This is a genomic window from Caballeronia sp. LZ019, assembly GCF_031450825.1.
Classification (GTDB): Bacteria; Pseudomonadota; Gammaproteobacteria; order Burkholderiales; family Burkholderiaceae; genus Caballeronia.
The window spans coordinates 2,638,848-2,660,260 of the sequence record NZ_JARTVZ010000005.1 but is presented as its reverse complement, the minus strand read 5'-3'; the positions used below and the strand labels follow the sequence as shown (position 1 = coordinate 2,660,260).

Here is a 21,413-nt window from a genome sequence, read left to right as displayed (position 1 = left end):
ATCCGGTCACGCATCGTCGCTATACTCCGTTGTGTTTTCTTTTGCTCCCTCGATTCGACAAGCGCGGCGGTGTCGGCTGCGTTTGTCACTCACGACTATCGGACCGCTATGACGCTCAAATCGCTTCCCGCCTGGTCGGCGCTCCAATCCCATTACGATGCCATCGCAGGCGAGCGCCTGCGCGACTGGTTCGCGCCGCAGAACGACACCGCGCCGACGCGCGCCGAGCGCCTGACGTTCGAAGGCGGCGGACTCACGATCGATTTCTCGAAGAACCGCATCACCGACGCCACGCTCGAACTGTTGATCCAGCTGGCCGAGCAGGCCGGCGTCACGAAGCGCCGGGACGCGATGTTCAACGGCGACATCGTCAACATCACCGAAGAGCGCGCGGTGCTGCACACCGCATTGCGCGCGCAGTCGTCCGATGCGCCGTTCCATGAACAAGTGCAGGGCGAAAAGGCAAAGATGGCCGCGTTCGCCGGCAAGGTCCGCGACGGCTCCTGGACCGGCTATACCGGCAAGCGCATTCGCCATGTGGTGAACATCGGCATCGGCGGGTCCGATCTCGGGCCGAAGATGGTCGTGCATGCGCTGCATCATCTGGCGTCGAAGGAACTGGATACGCACTTCGTTTCCAACGTCGATGGCGCCGATCTCTATAACGTGCTTCAACAGATCGACGCGGAAGAGACGCTCGCGATCATCGTCTCGAAGACGTTCACCACGCTCGAAACAATGACCAACGCGCATTCGATGCGCGACTGGTTCATCCAGCAAGGCTGTCCGGAAGATCAACTGTCGAAGCACTTCGTCGGCGTATCGGCGAATCCGGCGGAAGTCGTCAAGTTCGGCATCGCGAAAGAAAACGTCTTCGAAATGTGGGACTGGGTCGGCGGGCGCTACTCGCTGTGGTCGGCGGTCGGATTGTCGATCATGCTGTCGGTCGGACCGGAGAACTTCGACGCGCTGCTCGAAGGCGCGGACCAGATGGACCGCCATTTCCGCGAAGCGCCGCTCGCTGAAAATCTGCCTGTGCTGATGGGCATGATCGGCATCTGGTATCGCAACTTCTTCGGCTCGCAAAGCGATCTGATCGCGCCTTATTCGCAGGCGCTGCACTATCTGCCGTCGTATCTGCAGCAACTTGAGATGGAAAGCAATGGCAAGTCCGCGACGCTCGACGGCGGCATGGTCGATTACCCGACCGCCGCGGTCATCTGGGGCGAGCCGGGCACGAACGGCCAGCACGCGTTCTTCCAGATGCTCCATCAGGGGCCGACGATCATCCCGATTGACTTCATCGCCGTGCTCACGCCCGAGCATCCGCTCGTCGATCATCACGCGAAGCTGCTCGCGAACTGCTTTGCGCAAAGCGAGGCGCTGATGCTCGGCCGCACGCTCGAAGAAGCCAAGAAGGTCGCGGGTCCGGGCAAGGAGGCCCTCGCGACGCATCTGAGCTTCCCCGGCAACCGGCCGACGACGACCATCATGCTCGATGCGCTCACGCCGCAATCGCTCGGCGCGCTCATCGCGCTTTACGAGCACAAGGTGCTGGTGCAGGGAACGGTGTGGAACGTCAACTCGTTCGACCAGTGGGGCGTGGAGCTTGGCAAGATTCTCGGCAAGGTCGTCGAAGCGGATATCACTGCTGCGAGCGTCGATGCATCGAAGCACGATTCGTCGACCTCCGCGCTGATCGAACGCGCGCGCAAGGCGCTCAAGCGCTGAACGCCGATGGCGGCTCGGCTGCGGCTAGACGCTCAGGCCGTTGACGAGCCGCCCCGCTTCGATCGTCACCGTCGCGTCGCAGCGCTCGGCGAGTTCGGGATCGTGTGTGACGAGCACGAGCGTCGCCCCGTTGCGGCTGTTCATCTCGAACATCAGGTCGATGATCGCGTAGCCCGTGCCGGCGTCGAGACTGCCAGTGGGTTCGTCGGCGAACAGAACTGCCGGATGCGTGACGAAAGCGCGTGCCAGCGCGACGCGCTGCTGTTCGCCTCCGGAAAGCAGCTTCGGATAATGCCCGGTGCGCTGTGACAAACCCACTTGCTCGAGCAGCGACCGTGCGCGCTGCGCGATCTGATCGTGCGGCATCTCGGCGCGCAATTCGAGCGGCAGCATCACGTTCTCGAGTGCCGTCAGATGCGGCATCAGCTGAAACGACTGAAACACGAAGCCCACTGCGCCGCTTCGGAGCGCGGCGCGCTGATCTTCGTCGAGCGTGGTGAGTTCCTTGCCCAACAGTCGAACCGAGCCCTCGGTCGCGCTGTCCAACCCCGCTAGCAGGCCGAGCAATGTCGACTTGCCCGAGCCCGATGCGCCGACGATCGCCACGCTGCTGCCCTTCGCGATGGACAGGTCGATCTGGTCGAGAATCGTCAGCTCACCCGTTGCGTCCTTCACCCGCTTGCTCAACCCCCGTACTTCGATGACCGGCTCGATATCGTTTTGCATGGACACCTTGAAAATTAACTGGAGCGCGCGTGCTTGCATCAGGGCGGCTATCGCGAGCGCGATGTTCGCGGCGGCATCGTCGAGCGTGCAAGCTGCGCAAGTGCAAGCCGCGCAAGCGCCGCAGACGAAGCCTGCGATCGTCGTCCTGGGCGACAGCTTGTCCGCGGAATACGGCCTGCCGCGCGATACCGGCTGGGTCAATCTGCTGCGCGAGCGGCTGGCGAAAGAGCGCTTCGATTATAGCGTCGCCAATTCGAGCATCAGTGGCGACACCACGAGCGGCGGACGCGCGAGACTGACCGCCGTGCTGACGCGCATCAAGCCCGCGGTGGTGATCGTCGAGCTCGGCGCGAACGACGCGCTGCGCGGCGTGCCCCTCGCGACCACGGAGGCGAACCTTCGCGGCATCGTCGATGCGTCGCTCGCCGCGCACGCCAGAGTGCTGCTCATCGGCATGTACGTCCCGCCCAATTACGGCCCGGACTATTCGCAGAAGTTCCATGCAGTGTACGAGCGTATCGCGAAGGACAAGAAGGTATCGCTGGTGCCGTTTCTGCTCGCGGGCATCGAAGACAAGCCGACGATGTTCCTGCCCGACCAGATACACCCGACCGTCCAGGCCCAGCCTTTGCTATTGAACAACGTCTGGCCAACGTTGAAACCTTTGCTGGGCGCGGGTGCGTCGCAATAGCCGGACGCGAGCCGCGACAGCACTTCGACTAAACGCGAATAAGACGGCCACGATTCAGTTATCTGAGATCTTCGCGTCACTCACTTCAATATCACCGCTCAGTACGGAGCGAATCAACAAGGAGGTCACGTGAAATACTTCTCCCTGCTCGCATTGACCGTTGCGATCTCGGCTTGCGCCGCACAGCCGCCTGCAGGCGTGCAGCAAGTCGGCACGAGCCAGAAGACGCCAAAGGTGGTCGCGCAATGCATCGCCGAGAAGTGGGCGCAGAAGTCGCAGCAGCAGGTCATCTCGCAAGACACGCTCGCCAACGATCAGGCGCTCGACGTGTTCGTGCCGGGCCAGCAGCCGCCGAACGGCGCAGCGGCGGTGGTGCGTCCGTCGTGGTCGGGTCCGGGCTCGTGGGTCGGCTTCCGCGCAGCGGGTGCGCCCGGCAGCGATACCACCGGCGATATTCAGGCTTGCCTGTAAGCGTCCGGGCGATCATCGGCGTTTGAGTTCTGCGTTGCCGATAAAAAAGCCCCGCTTCTTTTCAGAAGCGGGGCTTTCTCTTTGTGCTTGCTGAGCGCCTTTGCGTCTCAGTTCGACGACGGCGCGGGCGCCTGGCTCAGCTTGACCTCCGAGCGCGCCTTGAGCGAGTCCATGTACGCCGTCATCTCGGCTTCGGCATAGCGCTCGGCAATCTGCTGCTGCGCGCCCGCAAGACGATCCGCCGCAACCGGCCCTGCCTTCTCGATGCCGTTCACGCGATAGATTGCATAGCCTTCCGCGCCGAGGTCGACGCCCACGTACGCGGGCAGCTTCGACGCATCGGCCTTGAAGACCGCGCTCAGGGCCGCGGGCGGCAGACCCTGTGCATCGTTGCGCGACACGGTGATCGCCGACGTGAAGCCTTCGGTTGAGTTGGACTTCTGCAACGCCGCCAGCTTCGCCTCGCCTTCCTTGCGTGCCTGGGCGCTCGCCATATCAGCCACGACCTTGCCGCGCACCGCGTCCTTCACCGCGTCGAACGCGGGAACCGTGGACGCCTTGTAGTCGGTCACGCGCGCGGCGATCAGCGTACTGTTGCCGACATCGATGGCTTGCGTATTGTTGCGCTCCTTCACCGAATCCGGCGAGAACACGGCGGCGAGGAACTTCGCGTTATTGAGCGGGTTGTCCTGCGGCAGCTGCGGGTTCGGCTTTGGCGTGACCGTCGCGGTCTGGATGCTCAGCTTGTACTTGTCGGCGGCCGGCTGCAGCGACTTGGCCTTTTCATAGACGATATCGTTCAGCCCGGTCGCTGCGGCGGAGAACGCGCTGCCCCCTTCTTGCGCGGCATAGTCCTTGGCGATCGAATCCTTCACTTCGTCGAACGGCTTGGTCGCGGCAGGCTTCACGTCCGTGGCCTGGATGATGTGATAGCCGAAGTCCGACTCGACGATCTCGCTCACCTCGCCCTTCTTCAGGCTGAACGCAGCGTCGTCGAACGCTTTGCCGCCCGCAATCTGACCGCGCGCGAAGTAGCCCAGATCGCCGCCCTTGCTCGCGGAGCCCGGATCGTCGGAATTCTTCTGCGCGACTTCCGCGAACTGGTCGGGATGCGCCTTCACTTGCGCGAGCAGCGACTCCGCCTTCTGCTTCGCCTTCGCCTTGTCGGCGGCGCTCGCATCTTTCGGCGCGTTCACGAGAATATGGCTCGCGCGCACCTGGCCCTCGGTGCGATACCGCTGGATGTTGTCGTCGTAGTACTTCTTGAGATCGGCGTCGCTCGGTTTCGATGCAGCCGCGAGCGTCGAGGGCGACAGCACGAGATATTGAATCGTGGCCGTCTCGGGCGTCGCGAAATCGTTGCGATGCGCGTCGTAATACGCGTGCAGCTGCGCGTCGGTCGGCTGCACTTTCGTGGCGAAATCGGCGGTGCGCAGCAGCAGGCCCTGAACGGCGCGGCGTTGCTCGGCGAGTTCCGTCAGGTTCTTCGCAAGCGCCTTCGACGTGAACGAAGTCTGCTGGATGCTCGCCGGAATCTGCTGATTGGCGATGGTGTAGCGCATGCGCTCGTCGTACTGCGCGGGCGTCATGCCCTGCATGGCGAGCAGTTGCTTGTAGCGGTCAACGTCGATGGTGCCGTCCGGCTTGCGCAGCGACGCGATACCGGGATCGGCCAGCAGCGCGCGCCGCACCGCGTCATCAGATGCGGTCAGATGCAGACGCTGCGTCTCGTCCGACAGCGTGCGTTGTTGCACGAGGCTGTCAACCATCGCGCTGCGCGTCTCGGGCGTATCGAACATCTTGGGGTCGAACTGCGCGCCGAGCATCGAGCGGGCGCGCTCGACCTGCTGCCTGAAGGCGCTGTCGTATTCGGCGCGCGTGATCTTGTGACCGTTCACACTGGCGACGTATGCGCTTTCGTCGAAGAAGGTGTTGAAGCCCTGAATCCCGACGATGCCCAGCCCGGGCACGATGAGGAGGGTCAGCAAGGCCATCGCCAGGCGCTGGTGACTACGGAAGAATTCGAGCATGCTTACCGCTGCGTGATTAGACAAAACGCCCGATATTACAACAGTGGGACGGGAAAAGGCGAAAGGCGGGGATGATTTGCGTGCGTGTGGCATCGCACGGCGTCGTTATGATGCACTTCCGGTCCTTTTGTGAAGAAGGAAGGCCGCCTTGCCGAAGCGCAATAACCGTTAGGACATTTAACGACACGGACGCAAAACAAAAATCCCGCAGGCCGCGCAGCCTGCGGGATTTTCGATTGATTCTGGCGGAGCGGACGGGACTCGAACCCGCGACCCCCGGCGTGACAGGCCGGTATTCTAACCAACTGAACTACCGCTCCAGTTCGACACGCGCCGAAACGATGAATGGGAAACTGGTGGGTGCTGAGAGGCTCGAACTCCCGACCTACGCCTTGTAAGGGCGCCGCTCTACCAACTGAGCTAAGCACCCGTTTCGCCGTTCTTTCGGCTTGCGTTCGCTGGCACGGCCCGGTTAGATGTTCCGTACCCAGCGAGTCCGCTAGTTTAGCGCATCATTTCCGCGTTTGCCAGTGTGAAGTTGGGAATTCTTGCCGTTGCGGAACGGACGAAGCGCAAAAGAAAAACCCGCGGACGATGTCCGCGGGTTCGACCATCAATGCTTCGACGTGATGTCAGTGCTTCACGACATCGCCCGCTGCGGGCTGGTCCTTCTTCGATTCAGCCGCGACCGGCGTTGCCTTGGCTTCCTCTTCGGGCAGCGCCTCGGGCAGACGCTCCAGCGCGAGCTCCAGCACACGGTCGATCCACCGTACCGGCACGATCTCGATGGCGTTCTTCACGTTGTCGGGGATGTCGGCCAGATCCTTCGTGTTCTCCTCGGGGATCAGCACGAGCTTGATGCCGCCGCGATGCGCCGCCAGCAGCTTCTCCTTCAACCCGCCGATCGGCAGCACTTCGCCGCGCAGCGTGATTTCGCCCGTCATCGCGACATCCGCGCGCACCGGAATGCCCGTCAGCACGGAGACCAGCGCCGTGGTCATCGCGATACCGGCGGACGGACCGTCCTTCGGCGTCGCGCCTTCCGGCACGTGGATGTGAATGTCCTTCTTCTCGAAGGACTCATCCGTGATGCCGAGACGACGCGAACGCGACCGCACCACCGAGCGCGCTGCTTCGACCGATTCCTTCATCACGTCGCCGAGCGAACCCGTGCGGATCACGCCGCCCTTGCCCGGCATCACCGCGGCTTCGATCGTCAGCAGATCGCCGCCGACTTCCGTCCACGCGAGACCCGTCACCTGGCCGATCTGGTTTTCCTTCGCGGCCAGACCGAAGTCGTACTTGCGCACGCCGAGGAAGGTGTCGAGATTGGAACCGTCGACCTTCACGGCGCCGTCCGCCTTCTTCAGCAGCAGCATCTTCACGACCTTGCGGCAAATCTTCGACACTTCACGCTCGAGCGAACGCACGCCCGCTTCACGCGTGTAGTAACGGATGATGTCGCGGATGGCTTGTTCCGTAACGTCGATCTCGCCTTCCTTCAGGCCGTTGTTGCGCTTCTGCTTCGGCAGCAGATAACGCTGCGCGATGCTGACCTTCTCGTCTTCCGTGTAACCCGACAGGCGGATGACTTCCATCCGGTCGAGCAGCGGCGGCGGAATGTTCAGCGAGTTCGACGTCGCGACGAACATCACGTCCGACAGGTCGAAGTCCACTTCGATGTAGTGGTCCGCGAACGTGTGATTCTGTTCCGGATCGAGCACTTCGAGCAGCGCGGAGGCCGGATCGCCGCGGAAATCCATGCCCATCTTGTCGACTTCGTCGAGCAGGAAGAGCGGATTGCGCACGCCGACCTTGGCCAGGCTTTGTAAAATCTTGCCCGGCATGGAGCCGATATACGTGCGGCGGTGGCCGCGGATTTCCGACTCGTCATGCACGCCGCCGAGCGCCATGCGCACGAACTTGCGATTCGTCGCGCGAGCGATCGACTGCCCGAGGGAGGTCTTGCCGACGCCCGGAGGCCCGACGAGGCACAGGATCGGCGCCTTCACCTTCTCCACGCGTTGCTGAACCGCGAGGTACTCGAGAATGCGTTCCTTGACCTTCTCCAGACCGAAGTGGTCTTCATCGAGCACGCGCTCGGCGTTGGAGAGATCGTTGTTGACCTTGCTCTTCTTGCGCCACGGCAAGCCAATCAGCGTGTCGATGTAATTGCGCACGACGGTCGCTTCGGCCGACATCGGCGACATGAGCTTCAGCTTCTTGAGCTCGGCGTCGGCCTTCTTCTTGGCTTCCTTCGGCATGCGCGCGGCAGTGATGCGCTTCTCGAGTTCCTCGAGATCCGCGCCCTCTTCGCCTTCGCCCAGTTCCTTCTGGATGGCCTTGACCTGTTCGTTCAGGTAGTACTCGCGCTGGCTCTTTTCCATCTGGCGCTTCACGCGCCCGCGGATGCGCTTCTCGACCTGGAGGATGTCGATTTCGGCTTCGAGTTGCGCGAGCAGGTGCTCGAGACGCTCGACGACCGGGAACATCTCGAGGATGTGCTGCTTCTGGTCGAGCTTGAGCGGCAGGTGCGCGGCGATGGTATCCGCGAGACGACCCGCTTCGTCGATCCCCGACAGCGACGTCAGGATCTCCGGCGGAATCTTCTTGTTGAGCTTCACGTACTGGTCGAACTGCGACACGATCGCGCGGCGCAGCGCTTCCGTTTCGGCGCTGTCGGCGTGGTCCGGTTCGAGCGGCATCACATCGCAGGAAAACTGTGTTTCCTGTTCTTCGATGGACAGCGTCTTCGCGCGCTGCAAGCCTTCGACGAGCACCTTCACGGTGCCGTCCGGCAGCTTCAGCATTTGCAGGATGTTGGCGACACATCCCACTTCGTACATGTCTTTTTCGGTCGGCTCGTCTTTCGCGGCGGTCTTCTGGGCGACGAGCATGATGTGCTTGCCGCCTTCCATCGCGGCTTCGAGCGCCTTGATCGACTTGGGCCGCCCAACGAAGAGCGGAATCACCATGTGCGGGAAGACGACTACGTCGCGCAGCGGGAGCAGCGGCAGCGTAATGCGTTCCTGCGGGAGGAGTTGGGTTCCTGACATTTCATTTCCCCATGAATGGAATCGGTTCGTTCGTAAGTAAGGCCGTTAAGAGCTATTGCAAGCCTTTATCGGAAGTGAAAAGTCGGTAGTCCAAGATCGTCAGCAAACGTCCACAAGATAAACCGAAAAAATAAACAAAGGCCGTTCACGTCGCCATGAACGGCCTCTCGCCGACACACAGCCCTGGTTAATTCGATCCTGCTACTTTCGGCGCGTCTTCATAGATGAGCAGCGGCTTGCCGTCGCCATCGATGGTGTGGTCATCGACGATCACCTTCGATACGCCCTTCATCGTCGGCAGTTCGTACATGACATCGAGCAACGCCTGTTCCAGAATCGAACGCAGTCCGCGCGCGCCGGTCTTGCGGCGAATCGCCTTTTGCGCAATCGCCTGCAGCGCAGCCGGGCGAATCTCCAGTTCCACGCGCTCCATCGCAAAGAGCTTGTGATACTGCTTCACCAGCGCGTTCTTCGGCTCGATGAGGATCTTGACGAGCGCGGCTTCATCCAGCTTGCCGAGCGTCGCCACGACGGGCAGACGGCCGATCAACTCCGGAATGAGGCCGAACTTGATCAGGTCTTCCGGCTCGACTTCGCGCAGCACTTCGCCCGCGTCGCGATCCTGCTTGCTCTTCACGCTCGCGCCGAAACCGATGCCGGTCTTCTCCGTGCGGTCCGTGATCACCTTCTCCAGCCCGTCGAATGCGCCGCCGCAAATGAACAGGATGTTGGTGGTATCGACCTGGATGAAGTCCTGGTTCGGATGCTTGCGCCCGCCTTGCGGCGGCACCGAAGCCATCGTGCCTTCGACCAGCTTCAGAAGCGCCTGCTGCACGCCTTCGCCCGACACGTCCCGTGTAATCGACGGGTTGTCCGACTTGCGGCTGATCTTGTCGATTTCATCGATGTAGACGATGCCGCGCTGCGCCTTGTCGACTTCGTAGTTGCAGTTCTGCAGCAGCTTCTGAATGATGTTCTCGACGTCCTCGCCGACATAACCCGCTTCGGTCAGCGTGGTGGCGTCCGCGATGACGAACGGCACGTTCAGCATGCGCGCGAGCGTCTGCGCGAGCAGCGTCTTGCCCGAGCCGGTCGGCCCGATCAGCAGGATGTTGCTCTTCGACAGCTCGATGTCGTCCTTCTTGTCGAGATGCTTGAGCCGCTTGTAGTGGTTGTATACGGCCACCGCGAGAATCTTCTTCGCGCGTTCCTGGCCGATCACGTACTGATTCAGGATATCGCTAATTTCCTGCGGGCTCGGCAGGTCGGACTTCGAAAGCCCGGCCTCTTCCGCCGCGCCAGCCGCCTCATCGCGAATGATCTCGTTGCACAGGTCGATACATTCATCGCAGATGAATACCGACGGCCCAGCGATGAGTTTTTTCACCTCATGCTGGCTCTTTCCGCAAAACGAGCAATACAGCAGCTTTTCGCTGCTGGAACCTTTCTTGTCCGCCATAGATGTGTACGCCTCCGGACACTCTTGTTACATGATACGCCCTTCGATCCGGCCACGCAGATCAGCCCGCGCGGCCCGGTCGAAGCGCGTTTTGGCGTTGCGCCGCATCCGCCGTCCGAATTCGGCCGGTCCTGGCTGGCAGGCCCGGTGCGGCGCCGCTCCGGACGCCTTCAGGGACGCTTGTGCAGCACCTGGTCGACGATGCCGTAGGCTTGCGCGTCGTCGCCGGACATGAAGTTGTCGCGATCCGTGTCGCGCGCGATGCGCTCGACCGGCTGACCCGTGTGATGCGACAGCAACTGGTTCAGACGCTCCTTCAGATACAGAATTTCCCGCGCCTGAATCTCGATGTCCGACGCCTGGCCGCGCGCGCCGCCCAGCGGCTGGTGGATCATCACGCGGGCGTTGGGCAGCGCCACGCGCTTGCCCTTCGCACCCGACGCCAGCAGGAACGCGCCCATGCTCGCAGCAAGCCCCATGCAGAGCGTGGAGACGTCCGGCTTCACGAACTGCATCGTGTCGTAGATGGCCATGCCGGCCGAGACGGAGCCGCCAGGGCTGTTGATGTACAGGCTGATGTCCTTGTCCGGATTCTCGCTCTCGAGAAACAGCAGCTGCGCCACGACCAGGTTCGCCGACTGGTCATTGACTTCGCCGACGAGGAACACCACGCGCTCTTTCAGGAGGCGCGAGTAGATGTCATAGGCACGCTCGCCGCGGCCGCTCGTTTCCACGACCATCGGAACGAGGCCGAGCGCCTGGGCTTCGAAGTCCCGCGGAGCATGGGACGCCAGCGTGTCGAGCAATTCAGCGCGAAAGGTCATGCAATTTCCTTGTTCGGAATAGGGATACTGAACGACGAAGAGACAGCCATTCGAACGGCATTGGCACGTTCGAACTTTAATGCAAAAAAGGCGTGCGGGCCGCCATCGACGACACCGCACGCCCCTTGGCCGTTCGCGTCAGGCTTGCGCCGTTGCGCTGGCCAGTTCCTCGAAGCTGACTTCCTTGTCGGTCACCTTGGCCTTGCCGAGCACGAATTCGACGACGTTGCTTTCCACGACGTACGCTTCCATTTCGGCGAGGCGCTGCTGGTTCGAATAATACCAGCGGACGACTTCCTTCGGGTCTTCGTAGCTTTTCGCGAACTCGTCGACTTCAGCGCGGATCTGCTCGGGCTTTGCCTGCAAATCGTTGGCCTTCACGAGTTCGGCGAGAACGAGGCCCAGCTTCACGCGGCGCTCTGCCTGCTCGGCGAACATTTCAGCCGGGATCGGGGCGTCCGCGGCGTTCGGCACGCCACGTTGCTGAAGATCCTGACGCGCCATTTCGACGAGACGCTGCTGGTCCTGCTCGACGAGCGCCTTCGGCACGTCCAGTTCGGAAATCTTGAGCAGCGCGTCCATCACCTGGTTCTTCACGATCTGCTGCGTGCGGCGCTTGGCTTCACGCTCCAGGTTGTCCTTGATTTCGGCGCGCATCTTCGTCAGATCGCCGTCCTCGATGCCGAGCGACTTCGCGAAGTCCGCGTCCACTTCCGGCAGATGGGGCCATTCGATCTTTTTCACAGTGATGGTGAACTGCGCCGTCTTGCCGGCGACGTCCTTGCCGTGATAGTCGTCCGGGAACTTGAGGTCGAATTCGCGCGACTCGCCGACCTTCAGGCCCGTCGCCGCTTGTTCGAACTCCGGCAGCATGCGGCCTTCGCCCAGCACGAACGCGAAGTCCTGCGCACTGCCGCCTTCGAATTCGACGCCGTCCAGCTTGCCGACGAAGTCCAGCGTGATGCGGTCGCCGTCCTTGGCCGCCGTGTCCGCGCCGCCGTCGCCGTGCTCGCCGCCTTCGCCGCGTGCATGGAAATGAACGCGCTGCTTGCGCAGGATGTCGAGCGTGCGGTCGACTTCCGCTTCGGAGATGGTCGTCACGGTGCGCTCGATTTCAGCGGTCGCGACGTCGCCCAGCTTGACTTCGGGATAGACCTCGAAGGTCGCGTCGAAGGCGTAGGCGTCGGCATCGGTATCGGCAGCGGCTTCGCCCTTCGGCGCAAAGCTCGGCTGGCCCGCGACGCGCAGGTTCTCGGCGCGCGTGACATCGAAGAACTCCTTGCCGACCTTGTCGCTCAGCACTTCGGCCTCGACCTGGCCGCCATACTGCTGCGTGACCATCTTGAGCGGCACCTTGCCCGGGCGGAAACCCGGCATGCGCACGTTCTTGGCCAACTGGCGGATGCGCGAATCCACTTCCTTCTGCACCGATTCTTTCGGCAGGGAAATGGTCAGGCGGCGTTCGAGCTTGCCGAGGTTTTCAACTACGTTAGCCATGGCTTCAATCGTCCTAGAGTAAATCGATGTTCGGTGTTCGGTTCTTCCGCGGTTCTAAAGGCGCGGGTCCGTTGAAACCGCCGGCGCTCATCTCTTCGAGGACCGGCGTTCATGGAGCGCATGAAACACGAAACGCGCCTTCAGCAAACGCCCGGACCGTCGCCGAGCGAGTCAGCCAACAGAGCCAGCCATTCTAGCAAACAAATCGGGCGGCCCTCGGCTGCCCGAACGGACATGCTCCGTTTCAGGCTGTTTGGGCGTTTTTGAGGCCGTGATCCCGCATAAATCCGCGATTTCACTGCACACACGCCGCCGCACGATGCCCGCTATGAGGCGCCGGCTATTTTGCTGCGCGCGGCGCGCTGATAAGCTTGGCCGCGCAGTTCGCTCGCGACAGCCGCGTGCATTGCCGCCGTGAATCGCCGGCATGCCGGAAGCGCATAAGTGAGGCATTGCCGCGACATTTCAATCGTCCTTTCCTATCAGAATATCGAGACACCATGCCTAACGTCACGCCAGCCGCGCCCGCTCCGGTCGTCGTCATCGCTCCGGATTCGTTCAAGGGATCGCTTTCCGCCGAAGGCGTCGCCAATGCCATCGCGGACGGCATCAAACGCGCACGGCCGGACGCGGAAATCCGCATTCGTCCAATGGCCGACGGCGGCGAAGGCACGCTCGACGCGATGCTCGCGGCAGGCGGCGAACGGCGCATGCTGAACGTGCGCGGCGCGGCGGCCGCGCGGCGCGATGCGGCGACCGGGCTGCTCGCCGATGGCAGCGCGATCATCGAGACAGCGGAAGTGGTCGGCATCACCGATCCCGACGGCATGGCCGTCCCGGTCACCGAGCGCAGCACGCTCGGCATGGGCGAGGCGATCCGCGCCCTGCTCGACTCGGGCGCGCGCCGCTTCTTCGTCGCGCTCGGCGGCAGCAGCACGAACGACGGCGGCGCGGGCCTGCTCGTCGGCCTCGGGCTCAAACTCTTCGATGCGGACGGTCGGGAATTGCAGCCGGCGCCGTCGTCGCTGGCGAAAGTCGCGCGTGTCGATGCGTCCGAGCTCGACCCACGCCTGAAAGAGGCCGAGTTCGTCGGCATGTCGGATGTCGATAACCCGCTCACCGGCGAGCACGGCGCAACCGCCGTTTTCGGGCCGCAGAAAGGCGTGACGCCCGATCAGATCGCGACAATCGATGCTGCCCTCGCCCATTTCGCCGACAGGCTCGAGCCGGCAATGGGCCTTGTCAGGCGCAACGAGCCGGGCGCGGGCGCGGCGGGCGGGCTCGGCTTCGCGCTCCACATGCTCGGCGCGCGCTTCGAGACCGGCGCGGAAGTCGTGGCGCGCGAGATCGGTCTCGACGACGCGCTCGCCGGCGCAAACTGGCTCATCACCGGCGAGGGCCGCTCCGACGTGCAGACGCTGCACGGAAAAGCGCCGTTCATCGCCTGCAAGCATGCGCGGGCGGCGGGCGTGACGGCCTCGCTGCTGTCGGGCGCGGTCGATTCGGCGGCGCTGCCGCGCCTGTCGGAGTTCTTCAGCGGATGCTTCTCCCCCGCGCCCGGCCCGATCACGCTCGATGTCGCGATCCGCGACGCCGCCCGCTTGCTCGCGAACGAAGCGGAGCAGCTCACGCGCTTGCGATTCGGCGCCGTCTGAGCACTGCGCTGCCGACGCCGGGGGCGCAGCGCGTCACGCCTGTGCTCGCGCCCCCGATCGCCGCCCGAACGCCACGCGATCCAGACACCACACCGCGAGCATCGTCGCGCCCATCAGCGGAAAGACGACGCCGACGAGCGCCATCGCGCCGCGCCACGCGCGCATCGGCGGACGCTTCGCCGGACGCGACGGCGCGCCGAGCGTCCGCGACGGACGGCGCTTGAGCCACATCACGAAGCCCGTCACCGACAGCGCGGCCAGTCCGAGCGAAATCGCCGAGCAGATGATCTGGTTCGCCAACCCGAAGTAGCGCCCCATGTGCAGCGACGTGCCGTACGAGATGACTTGCGCGATCGGTCCGTAGGTCTGGTACGAGATATCGGAAAGCACGCGGCCGCTGTACTGGTCGATATGCAGCGTGCGTTCCGCGCGCGGATCGGCGGGAAAATACGACACCGTGTACACGCCCGTGGCCGATGACGGCAGCGCGACGCCGTAGTCATCCGCGACACCGAGCTTCGCCGCGAGCGCCACGACATCGTCGAGCGATACGCGCGAGGCAGCCGCATGGCTGTCACTGTCCGGCACCGTGGTCGCGCCCACGGCCCACGGCGTCTGATGCAGCGGCAAGTCGTCCATTTTCATGGACATCCCGTGCATCGCGTGCTCGCCGCTTGTCCCCGATGCCTTGCCCGGCGCGGTCGAATGCACGTGCGCTTCGCCCCACGCGCCCTTCGGATAGCCGAGCGATGCGGCCGTCGCCAGCGCCTTGAACTGCTTGCCCCACGAACCCGACCACGGCAAGCCGCTCAGCACGAAGAACAGCGCGCCGATCGAGAGCCATACGCCGCCGACCGCATGCAGGTCGCGCCACCACGCGCGCCCTTTGAGCGTCAGACGCGGCAGCCACACGCCGCCCGTGCGGCGGTTCGCCCTGCCCCACGGCCACCACAGCGCGACGCCCGTGCCGATCATCACGAGCGCCCAGCATCCGGCGAGTTCCATGAGCAATTCGCCGGTCTTGCCGAGCATCAGCCCGCGATGCAGATTGCGGATCTGCTTCATCAGTCGATGCTCGACGGAGAGCGTGCCGAGCACCGCGCCGTCGTACGGATTGACGTAGACGCTCTCGCTTTCCCCCGATCGCAGCCGGAACACGAACTCGGCGCTGCGCGTGCGATCCGTTTCGATCTGCGCGAGCGTGGGCACGGCGTCGCGCGGCTGGGCGGCGGTCGCTTTCGCGAGCAGCGCATCCTGCGAAAGACGCGGCGCGCCGGTATCGGCGACGACCATCCGCTCGCGATACAGCATCGGCTCGATCTGCGGCTGGAAGCAGTACAGCGTGCCGGTGATCGCCAGCACGATGAGCAGCGGCATCACGAAGAGGCCTGCATAGAAATGCCAGCGCCACAGCGTGCGGCGCTCGGCGACGACTTCGCCATCCGGTGCGGCGAGCGTGGATTGAGGTGCGTGCATGACGTGTCCTGTCGAATGTTTGAGTTGGGAACAGACCGGCATCAGATGCCGATGCGCCCTTCCACGTAGAACGTGCGGCCCGGATAGGGATGAAAGACGTAGTAGCGCCGGTCGAACAGGTTGTCGACGCCCACGCCCAGTTGCGTCGTCCTGGTTGGCTTGTACGTGAGCTTGGCGTCGACGACGGCATACGTGCTCGTGCCGCCATACGTGTTCGGATTCACGTCCGTGTTGGTGAGCGTGTTGTACTGGCGGCCGGAGTAGCGCAGTGCGAGCGTGCCGGCCATCTTTTCGGTCGCGCGATACGTCGCGACCGCGTTCACGCGCCACAGCGGGATGCGATAGAAGTACTTGCCGACCGACGCCGAGTTGTTGCTGTTCTCGATGATCTTCGACTGCGTGTACGCGACGTTCGCGGCGAGATCGAGCCCGCGCAGCAGCACGTCCTGGCCTTCGTAACTCGCTTCGGCCCCGCGTGAGCGCACCTTGCCGATGTTCTGGAAGTTCGTCACGTTGGGAATGACGGTCGTGTTCGTCTGGCTCAGGATCGTGTTCTTTACGTCATCCTGAAAGAGTGTGAAGCGATAGATGCCGTTGCCATGCGTCCATTCGGCGGTGAGCTCTTTCGACAGATCGTTCTCCGGTTGCAGATTCGGATTGCTGTTGATGATCGACACACCGTTGACCTGCCCCTGGAACAACTCGCCGACGGTCGGAAAGCGGTACGCCCGCCCGATCGATGCGCGCAGCGTCAGGTCGCGGGTGGCGTCGAACGAAAGCGATGCTTTGGGCGACCAGTGGCTCTGGCTCACATCGCCATAGGCGAGCGACGTTGCGCCGAGCGCGCGGGAGCCGTCGTAGGCATTCCAGTTCTCGTAGCGCACGCCGTAAGTGAACGCCCAGCGCGGCAGAAAGCGCCATGCGTCCTGCGCGTAGACGGCCTGCGTGCGCGTGCGGCCGGCGAACGCATTGGCGAACGAAACGCCCGCGCCATCGCGCCATGCGCTCGTGTTCGTCGTGACGTTGTCCAGAAAATAGTTGTCGTAGTGATAGCCGAACGAGAGCGCGTGCGCGGTGAGCCCCGCGCTTGCCGTCGGCGTCCAGCTCGTGCGCACATCGAGCGACTTCCATCCCGAGCCGGAACCGTCCGTGAGCGTGCCGGGGCCGTCGCCGGGAACGCCGGAGTTCGCCGTGCGCGCGATGCTCTGCGTGATGTCGAAGTACGAAGCCACCGCCTCCGCATTCCAGCCCGTGTCGTGATGCGTGCGCAGCGAGAGGCCGTAGAGGAAGTTCTCGCTCGATCCCATGCTCGGCGCGAACGTGGCGGCGGGAAGGCTGTATTCGAAGCCGTCGATGTTCACGCGGCCGCTGTACACCGGGTTGCCCGCGGCGTCGCGAAGGAAGCTCGTCGTGTCGCTGTTGTACTTCTGATGCCAGTAGCCGAGCGTGAAGCCGGCCTGCAGCGTGCTCGTCAGGTCGTAGGCGAGCTTCACGCGCAGCTGATCCTGAAACGTTCGCTCGATGCCTTCGGCCGCGGTGCCGACGACCGCCGTGCGCGCGTTGAACTGGTCGTTGTAGTAGCGTGCGCCGGTGACGGGCGTAGCGGCGGCGGTGGCGGGCGTGCGCGATTGCGCGAAGGTCGCGAACTGCAGCGGCTGGCCGGTGTTCTCCAGATGATCGAAGCCGATCAGAAACGAGAACTTGCCGATGCGGTCGCCGACCTTGCCCGTCGTATTCGTGCCGTTGAAGCTGCGGTTGATGCCGAACAGGTCGAAGTGCTGCGTGAACGCCTGCACTTTCGCATCGGCTTCGAACTGCGTCGGCATGCGGGTCGTGATCGCGACGGTCGCGCCGATCGAGTTGCCGGGATAGAGCGCCGAGTACGGGCCGTAGATGACATCCGTGCGGGCGATGTCGTCGGCGAAAACCATCGACCAGCGCGGCGCGAAGGTCCATGTGTTGCCGAGGAAATTGCTGAGCAGCAGGCCGTCCGCATAGACGAGGCCGCGCGCCGTCTGCGCGTTGCTCGTGCCGCGCACGGAGATGGTCGCGTTCGGATCGCCGATGAAGCGCTTGCGCACGGCCATGTTCGGCGCGTACTTCAGCACGTCTTCGGGCGTCGTGACGTTCCAGTACTGGAACTGATCGGCGGTGACGGTGTTGACGCTGGCGGGCAGGTTCGGATCGAGCGGCGAGCGCACCGTCGAGGATGACTGCGCCGTCACGACGACGGGCGCAAGCGCGGTTTCCGCTTCGGACGCGGGCGAGCCGGTATCGGCGTTGGGCGTGGCGGTGGCGGCGACCGGTGTTGCCGACCATGCGGCATGGGCCATCAGCGACAACGGCAAAGCCGCGCGCCATGGCGTGACGGCGCGACGGCGCGAATGCCGGCGCGCTCGCTTGAGGAGCGTGAACATCGTGGATTCCTGAAAGAGCTGACGAGCGACCGCATCGCCCGCGCGCTCATGCGCCGGACGAACGACTACGCGATCGGACGGGAGACGGCTTCAGGAAAGGACAGGAGGCGCGCGCGGTGCGGCGGCGTTGAAGGACTTCGTGCTGACGGGATCGTGAGCGGCGACCGGCGTCGCGCGCGCGACACGCTCCGTTGATGCGACCGCATGCGAAGCCGCGAATACGACCGGCAGATGATGCGCCAGGAGCCCGCAATACGAACAGGCGTCGAAGTGGCCGGCGTGTTCACCGGCGTCGGCATGAGACGCGTGGGCGGCGTGTTCGCCGGCTTCGGCTTCGGCTTCGACGTTGTCAGCGAGCGTGTTGTCCGCGTCGAGATGATGGTGAGCGTGCTCATCCGCGGTCGCGAAGACGCGCGGCAGCGTATCGACGGTGCAGAATGCGGCTTCGGTATCGAGCGCTCCGTTGCGAGCGGCCATGCTCTGGCTGATGACCGGCGCGACAATGGCGAGCCACATGGCGGCGATGCCGAGCCATGCGACGAAGCGATTGCGCGCGTTGCGGGTCATGAGAGCGAGGTGTCTGCGAGAGGCGAGGATGACGTGATTCTAGGCAGACGTGTGCGGGGCCGCAATCGCCACGCACGCATGGCGGATATGGACTGTCATTCGTCCTTCATGGACAGGCCGCGTCCAACGCCTCGCACGGATTCATGCGACGCAAATTGGCAGACATCGCCTGACGAATGCGTTAGAATTCGCGGCTTGGCACAGTGGACCGGTGCCGGACACGGCGGCGGCAAAGCCGCCGTGCTGCGAGGATGGCGAAATTGGTAGACGCACCAGGTTTAGGTCCTGACGCCAGCAATGGTGTGGGGGTTCGAGTCCCCCTCCTCGCACCACACGAACCCCTTTGATCCGCAAAGGGGTTTTTGTTTTTCAGGCGCGTGCGCTACAGCACGATATCGCCCACTTCCACCATCATCACTTCGCCTTTAGCCTGCGATCGCCCGGCGAAGTCGAAGCCCGGCTGGCCCATCCGCTTCCTGATTTCCTCCGCGACTCGCTCGCTGGCCTGCGCGGCCGCGAACGGCCTGTCGATATGCGACAGGAAGCGCCGCACGCTCGACGGCTCCCAGTGCACGAACACGTTGAGCGGATACGACAGCTTCGCGTCCGCCCGGCGCGCGGCCGTGATATGCAGCCCGAGCGTCGGCGAGACGCTCATCTGACGCGGACACACGCGAAAGTCGAAGCCGAAATCCTTCGCCACGCTTCTCACGAGGAACGGCACGCACTTGTCGCCGAACTGCTTGTTCTCCGTCTTGCTGAGGGCCATTGTCGTCTCCGGTCGGTTTGCGTTTTCACGTGTCTTGCGCAGTGTTGCGCGGGCCGCGCGCATCGTCGGTGGGTGGGCGCACATCGGCTCGCGGCCGTCGCTGGACCCGCGCGGTCGGCATCGCTCGGGCTGCGCTGCATCGCCCGGCCGGATAAAATGGCCGCCGCCTCGCTTCCATTGCACATCCCACACGCCCTCTCCGTGAACTTCGACGATTACTGCCAGAAAAAGGCCGCCCCCGAAGGCTCCAGTACGTACTATGCGCTGCGCCGCGCGCCCGCCGCGCGTCAGCCGCTCCTGACCGCGCTATATGCGCTGTATCGGGAACTGGAAGAGACGGTGAAGGAAACCAGCGATCCGACCATCGGCCGCACCAAGCACGCGTGGTGGCAAGCCGAACTCGGCAAGCTCGATGCCGGCGAGCCGACGCATCCGGTCACGAAGGCGCTGCGGGCGCACTGCCCGCCCGGCAGTCCGCTGGATGCCGCGTTGCGCGCGGCGCTTGCGGCGCTCGTCGATGGCTTCCGCATGGACCTCGACCAGGCGCGCTATCTCGACTGGCCCGGCCTGCGGCGTTACCTGGATCAGACGGGCGGCGCGTTCGGCACGGCCGTCGCGAGCGCCACGGCGCGCGATCCCGCGGACGCCGCGTCATGGGCCGCGCCGCTCGGCGCGGCGCTGCTGCTCGCCGAACGCGTGCAGGAAATCGGCGACGACGCGCGCAACGGACGCATCTACGTGCCCATCGACGAGTTGCAGCGTTTCAACGTGACGGCGGCGGACATCATCAATCGCAAGTACAGCGACGCCTTTTCCGATCTCATGCGCTTTCAGACAGAACGCGCCCGCCGTTCGCTCGACGATGCGCTTGCCGCCATCCCGCACGCCGAGCGCGCATCGCAGCGCGTGCTGCGTGCGCAGGCGGCGCTGTCTCAGGCGCGTTTGGTTGAAATCGAACGGGAAGGCTTTCAGGTGCTGCATCAGCGCATCTCGCTCACGCCGATCCGCAAACTGTGGATCACCTGGCGAACGCGATAGGCGCTACACGCGCACGAACGGCAGCGGCTCGAACGACCGCCCGATGACCGGCGCCGACGCCACGCTCCAGCACGCGTCGAGCACCGTCGCGCAAAGCCGCCTGAAGTCAACGGAAGCCGGCACGCCGCCGTCCGCGTCGAGCTGATCGAGCTTCGGTGCGTCGCCGAACAAGCCGCCGCGCACCGCGCCGCCCAGCAGGAAATGCGGCGCGCCCGCGCCGTGATCGGTGCCGCGAGCGTCGTTCTCGTGCGCGGATCGTCCGAACTCCGAACGAGTCATCACGAGCGTGCGACGCCACTCACCGCTCGCCGTCAACGTCTCGCGCAAGGAAGCGATGCCATCAGCGAACTGCGCGAGCAACGATGCGTGCCGTGCTGCCTGATGCTCGTGCGTATCGAAGCCGTTCAGCGCGAGGCGGATCACGGTGACGCCCTTCTGCGCACGGCTCGCGTGGACCGCACGCGCAGCCGCTTCGCACGATGCCGCGAACGAACGCATGTCGAAAGGCAAGTGCAGTTGCGATGCGTCGACGCCAGCCGGAAACGGTCCCGCTTCCGCCGTGCCGAACGTGTGCATTCGCAATGCAATCGATCGCGCGAGCCAGCCCTCGCGACGATAGTCGTCCGCGTCCGACGCCGTGTTCCAGATCTGCTGCGAGCGGTAATGCGAGCGGCTCGGCTGCGCATAACCGACGCCTTGCACGATCGCCCATTCGCCCGCATTCCACGCGGGCATCAACGGACGCAGCGACGGGTGAAGCCCCGTGCGGTCATCGAGACGCAAAGCTCTGTCGCGGGGAATATGAAGCGTCGGCCGAAGCGCGCGATAGCGCTCGTCCGCGATCGGAATGACCGTGTTGAGGCCGTCGTTGCCGCCGTTGAAGTCGACGAGAATCAGCGCCTTGATCGCGCCGTCCGCACGCGCCGCCGTCAGCGCGGCTGCGGCCGGCATCGGCGCTGCCGCCAGCGCGCCCGCGATCGACAGGAAATCACGTCGGTTCATCGCG

General features: G+C 64.1%; 16 protein-coding genes and 3 tRNA genes. 6 read left to right on the top strand and 13 right to left on the bottom strand.

The window, feature by feature from the left end; all coding sequences use genetic code 11:
* Window positions 1-108: 108 nt before the first annotated feature.
* Window positions 109-1,731: a glucose-6-phosphate isomerase gene (gene pgi, locus P9255_RS25955; protein ID WP_309790658.1), complete on the top strand. Its 1,623-nt coding sequence runs from the start codon at window positions 109-111 to the stop codon at window positions 1,729-1,731.
* A 24-nt stretch (window positions 1,732-1,755) separates the two neighbouring features.
* On the opposite strand, the gene P9255_RS25950 is transcribed toward pgi, so the two are convergent.
* Window positions 1,756-2,457: an ABC transporter ATP-binding protein gene (locus P9255_RS25950; protein WP_309764888.1), complete on the bottom strand. Its 702-nt coding sequence runs from the start codon at window positions 2,455-2,457 to the stop codon at window positions 1,756-1,758.
* Between P9255_RS25950 and P9255_RS25945 the strand changes: the two genes are divergently transcribed.
* Window positions 2,456-3,148: an arylesterase gene (locus tag P9255_RS25945; protein ID WP_309790657.1), complete on the top strand. Its 693-nt coding sequence runs from the start codon at window positions 2,456-2,458 to the stop codon at window positions 3,146-3,148. The genes P9255_RS25950 and P9255_RS25945 overlap by 2 nt on opposite strands.
* 129 nt (window positions 3,149-3,277) lie before the next feature.
* Window positions 3,278-3,619 carry a hypothetical protein gene (locus P9255_RS25940; RefSeq protein ID WP_309790656.1) on the top strand — a complete coding sequence of 114 codons (342 nt, stop codon included), beginning with the start codon at window positions 3,278-3,280 and terminating at the stop codon, window positions 3,617-3,619.
* A 107-nt stretch (window positions 3,620-3,726) separates the two neighbouring features.
* Here P9255_RS25940 and P9255_RS25935 read toward each other — a convergent pair whose 3' ends face one another.
* From P9255_RS25935 to tig, 7 genes are all read right to left on the bottom strand, one after another.
* Window positions 3,727-5,649, bottom strand: a complete 1,923-nt coding sequence (locus P9255_RS25935; RefSeq protein WP_309790655.1) for a SurA N-terminal domain-containing protein — start codon at window positions 5,647-5,649, stop codon at window positions 3,727-3,729.
* 243 nt (window positions 5,650-5,892) lie between these two features.
* A tRNA-Asp gene (locus tag P9255_RS25930) sits at window positions 5,893-5,969 on the bottom strand.
* Between the two features lie 34 nt (window positions 5,970-6,003).
* A tRNA-Val gene (locus P9255_RS25925) sits at window positions 6,004-6,079 on the bottom strand.
* A 202-nt stretch (window positions 6,080-6,281) separates the two neighbouring features.
* Window positions 6,282-8,705 carry an endopeptidase La gene (gene lon / locus P9255_RS25920; RefSeq protein ID WP_309764892.1) on the bottom strand — a complete coding sequence of 808 codons (2,424 nt, stop codon included), beginning with the start codon at window positions 8,703-8,705 and terminating at the stop codon, window positions 6,282-6,284.
* Window positions 8,706-8,892: 187 nt separating this feature from the next.
* Complete coding sequence (gene clpX, locus P9255_RS25915; RefSeq protein ID WP_309790654.1) at window positions 8,893-10,164, bottom strand: ATP-dependent Clp protease ATP-binding subunit ClpX; 1,272 nt, start codon at window positions 10,162-10,164, stop codon at window positions 8,893-8,895.
* Between the two features lie 170 nt (window positions 10,165-10,334).
* Window positions 10,335-10,988 carry an ATP-dependent Clp endopeptidase proteolytic subunit ClpP gene (gene clpP, locus P9255_RS25910; RefSeq protein ID WP_014191278.1) on the bottom strand — a complete coding sequence of 218 codons (654 nt, stop codon included), beginning with the start codon at window positions 10,986-10,988 and terminating at the stop codon, window positions 10,335-10,337.
* A gap of 138 nt (window positions 10,989-11,126) precedes the next feature.
* The gene (tig, locus tag P9255_RS25905) at window positions 11,127-12,485 is read right to left on the bottom strand and encodes a trigger factor (RefSeq protein ID WP_309790653.1); all 1,359 of its coding nucleotides are present in this window, start codon (window positions 12,483-12,485) and stop codon (window positions 11,127-11,129) included.
* Between the two features lie 500 nt (window positions 12,486-12,985).
* Here tig and P9255_RS25900 point away from each other — a divergent pair, with 500 nt between their 5' ends.
* A complete protein-coding gene (locus tag P9255_RS25900) occupies window positions 12,986-14,140 on the top strand; it encodes a glycerate kinase (protein WP_309790652.1) in 1,155 nt (384 codons plus the stop codon).
* Window positions 14,141-14,173: 33 nt separating this feature from the next.
* Here P9255_RS25900 and P9255_RS25895 read toward each other — a convergent pair whose 3' ends face one another.
* From P9255_RS25895 to P9255_RS25885, 3 genes are all read right to left on the bottom strand, one after another.
* Window positions 14,174-15,616, bottom strand: a complete 1,443-nt coding sequence (locus tag P9255_RS25895) for a PepSY domain-containing protein (protein WP_309790651.1) — start codon at window positions 15,614-15,616, stop codon at window positions 14,174-14,176.
* A gap of 41 nt (window positions 15,617-15,657) precedes the next feature.
* Window positions 15,658-18,033 (bottom strand): TonB-dependent receptor, encoded by a 2,376-nt coding sequence (locus tag P9255_RS25890; protein WP_309790650.1) that lies wholly within the window; start codon window positions 18,031-18,033, stop codon window positions 15,658-15,660.
* 90 nt (window positions 18,034-18,123) lie between these two features.
* Window positions 18,124-18,600, bottom strand: a complete 477-nt coding sequence (locus tag P9255_RS25885; protein ID WP_309790649.1) for a DUF2946 domain-containing protein — start codon at window positions 18,598-18,600, stop codon at window positions 18,124-18,126.
* Between the two features lie 245 nt (window positions 18,601-18,845).
* Here P9255_RS25885 and P9255_RS25880 point away from each other — a divergent pair.
* Window positions 18,846-18,932: transfer RNA gene (locus P9255_RS25880), tRNA-Leu, on the top strand.
* Window positions 18,933-18,982: 50 nt separating this feature from the next.
* On the opposite strand, the gene P9255_RS25875 is transcribed toward P9255_RS25880, so the two are convergent.
* Complete coding sequence (locus P9255_RS25875) at window positions 18,983-19,369, bottom strand: hypothetical protein (protein ID WP_309790648.1); 387 nt, start codon at window positions 19,367-19,369, stop codon at window positions 18,983-18,985.
* A 201-nt stretch (window positions 19,370-19,570) separates the two neighbouring features.
* Here P9255_RS25875 and P9255_RS25870 point away from each other — a divergent pair, with 201 nt between their 5' ends.
* Window positions 19,571-20,407 (top strand): squalene/phytoene synthase family protein, encoded by an 837-nt coding sequence (locus P9255_RS25870; protein WP_309790647.1) that lies wholly within the window; start codon window positions 19,571-19,573, stop codon window positions 20,405-20,407.
* A gap of 3 nt (window positions 20,408-20,410) precedes the next feature.
* On the opposite strand, the gene P9255_RS25865 is transcribed toward P9255_RS25870, so the two are convergent.
* A complete protein-coding gene (locus tag P9255_RS25865) occupies window positions 20,411-21,409 on the bottom strand; it encodes a DUF1501 domain-containing protein (RefSeq protein ID WP_309790646.1) in 999 nt (332 codons plus the stop codon).
* Window positions 21,410-21,413: the final 4 nt, after the last annotated feature.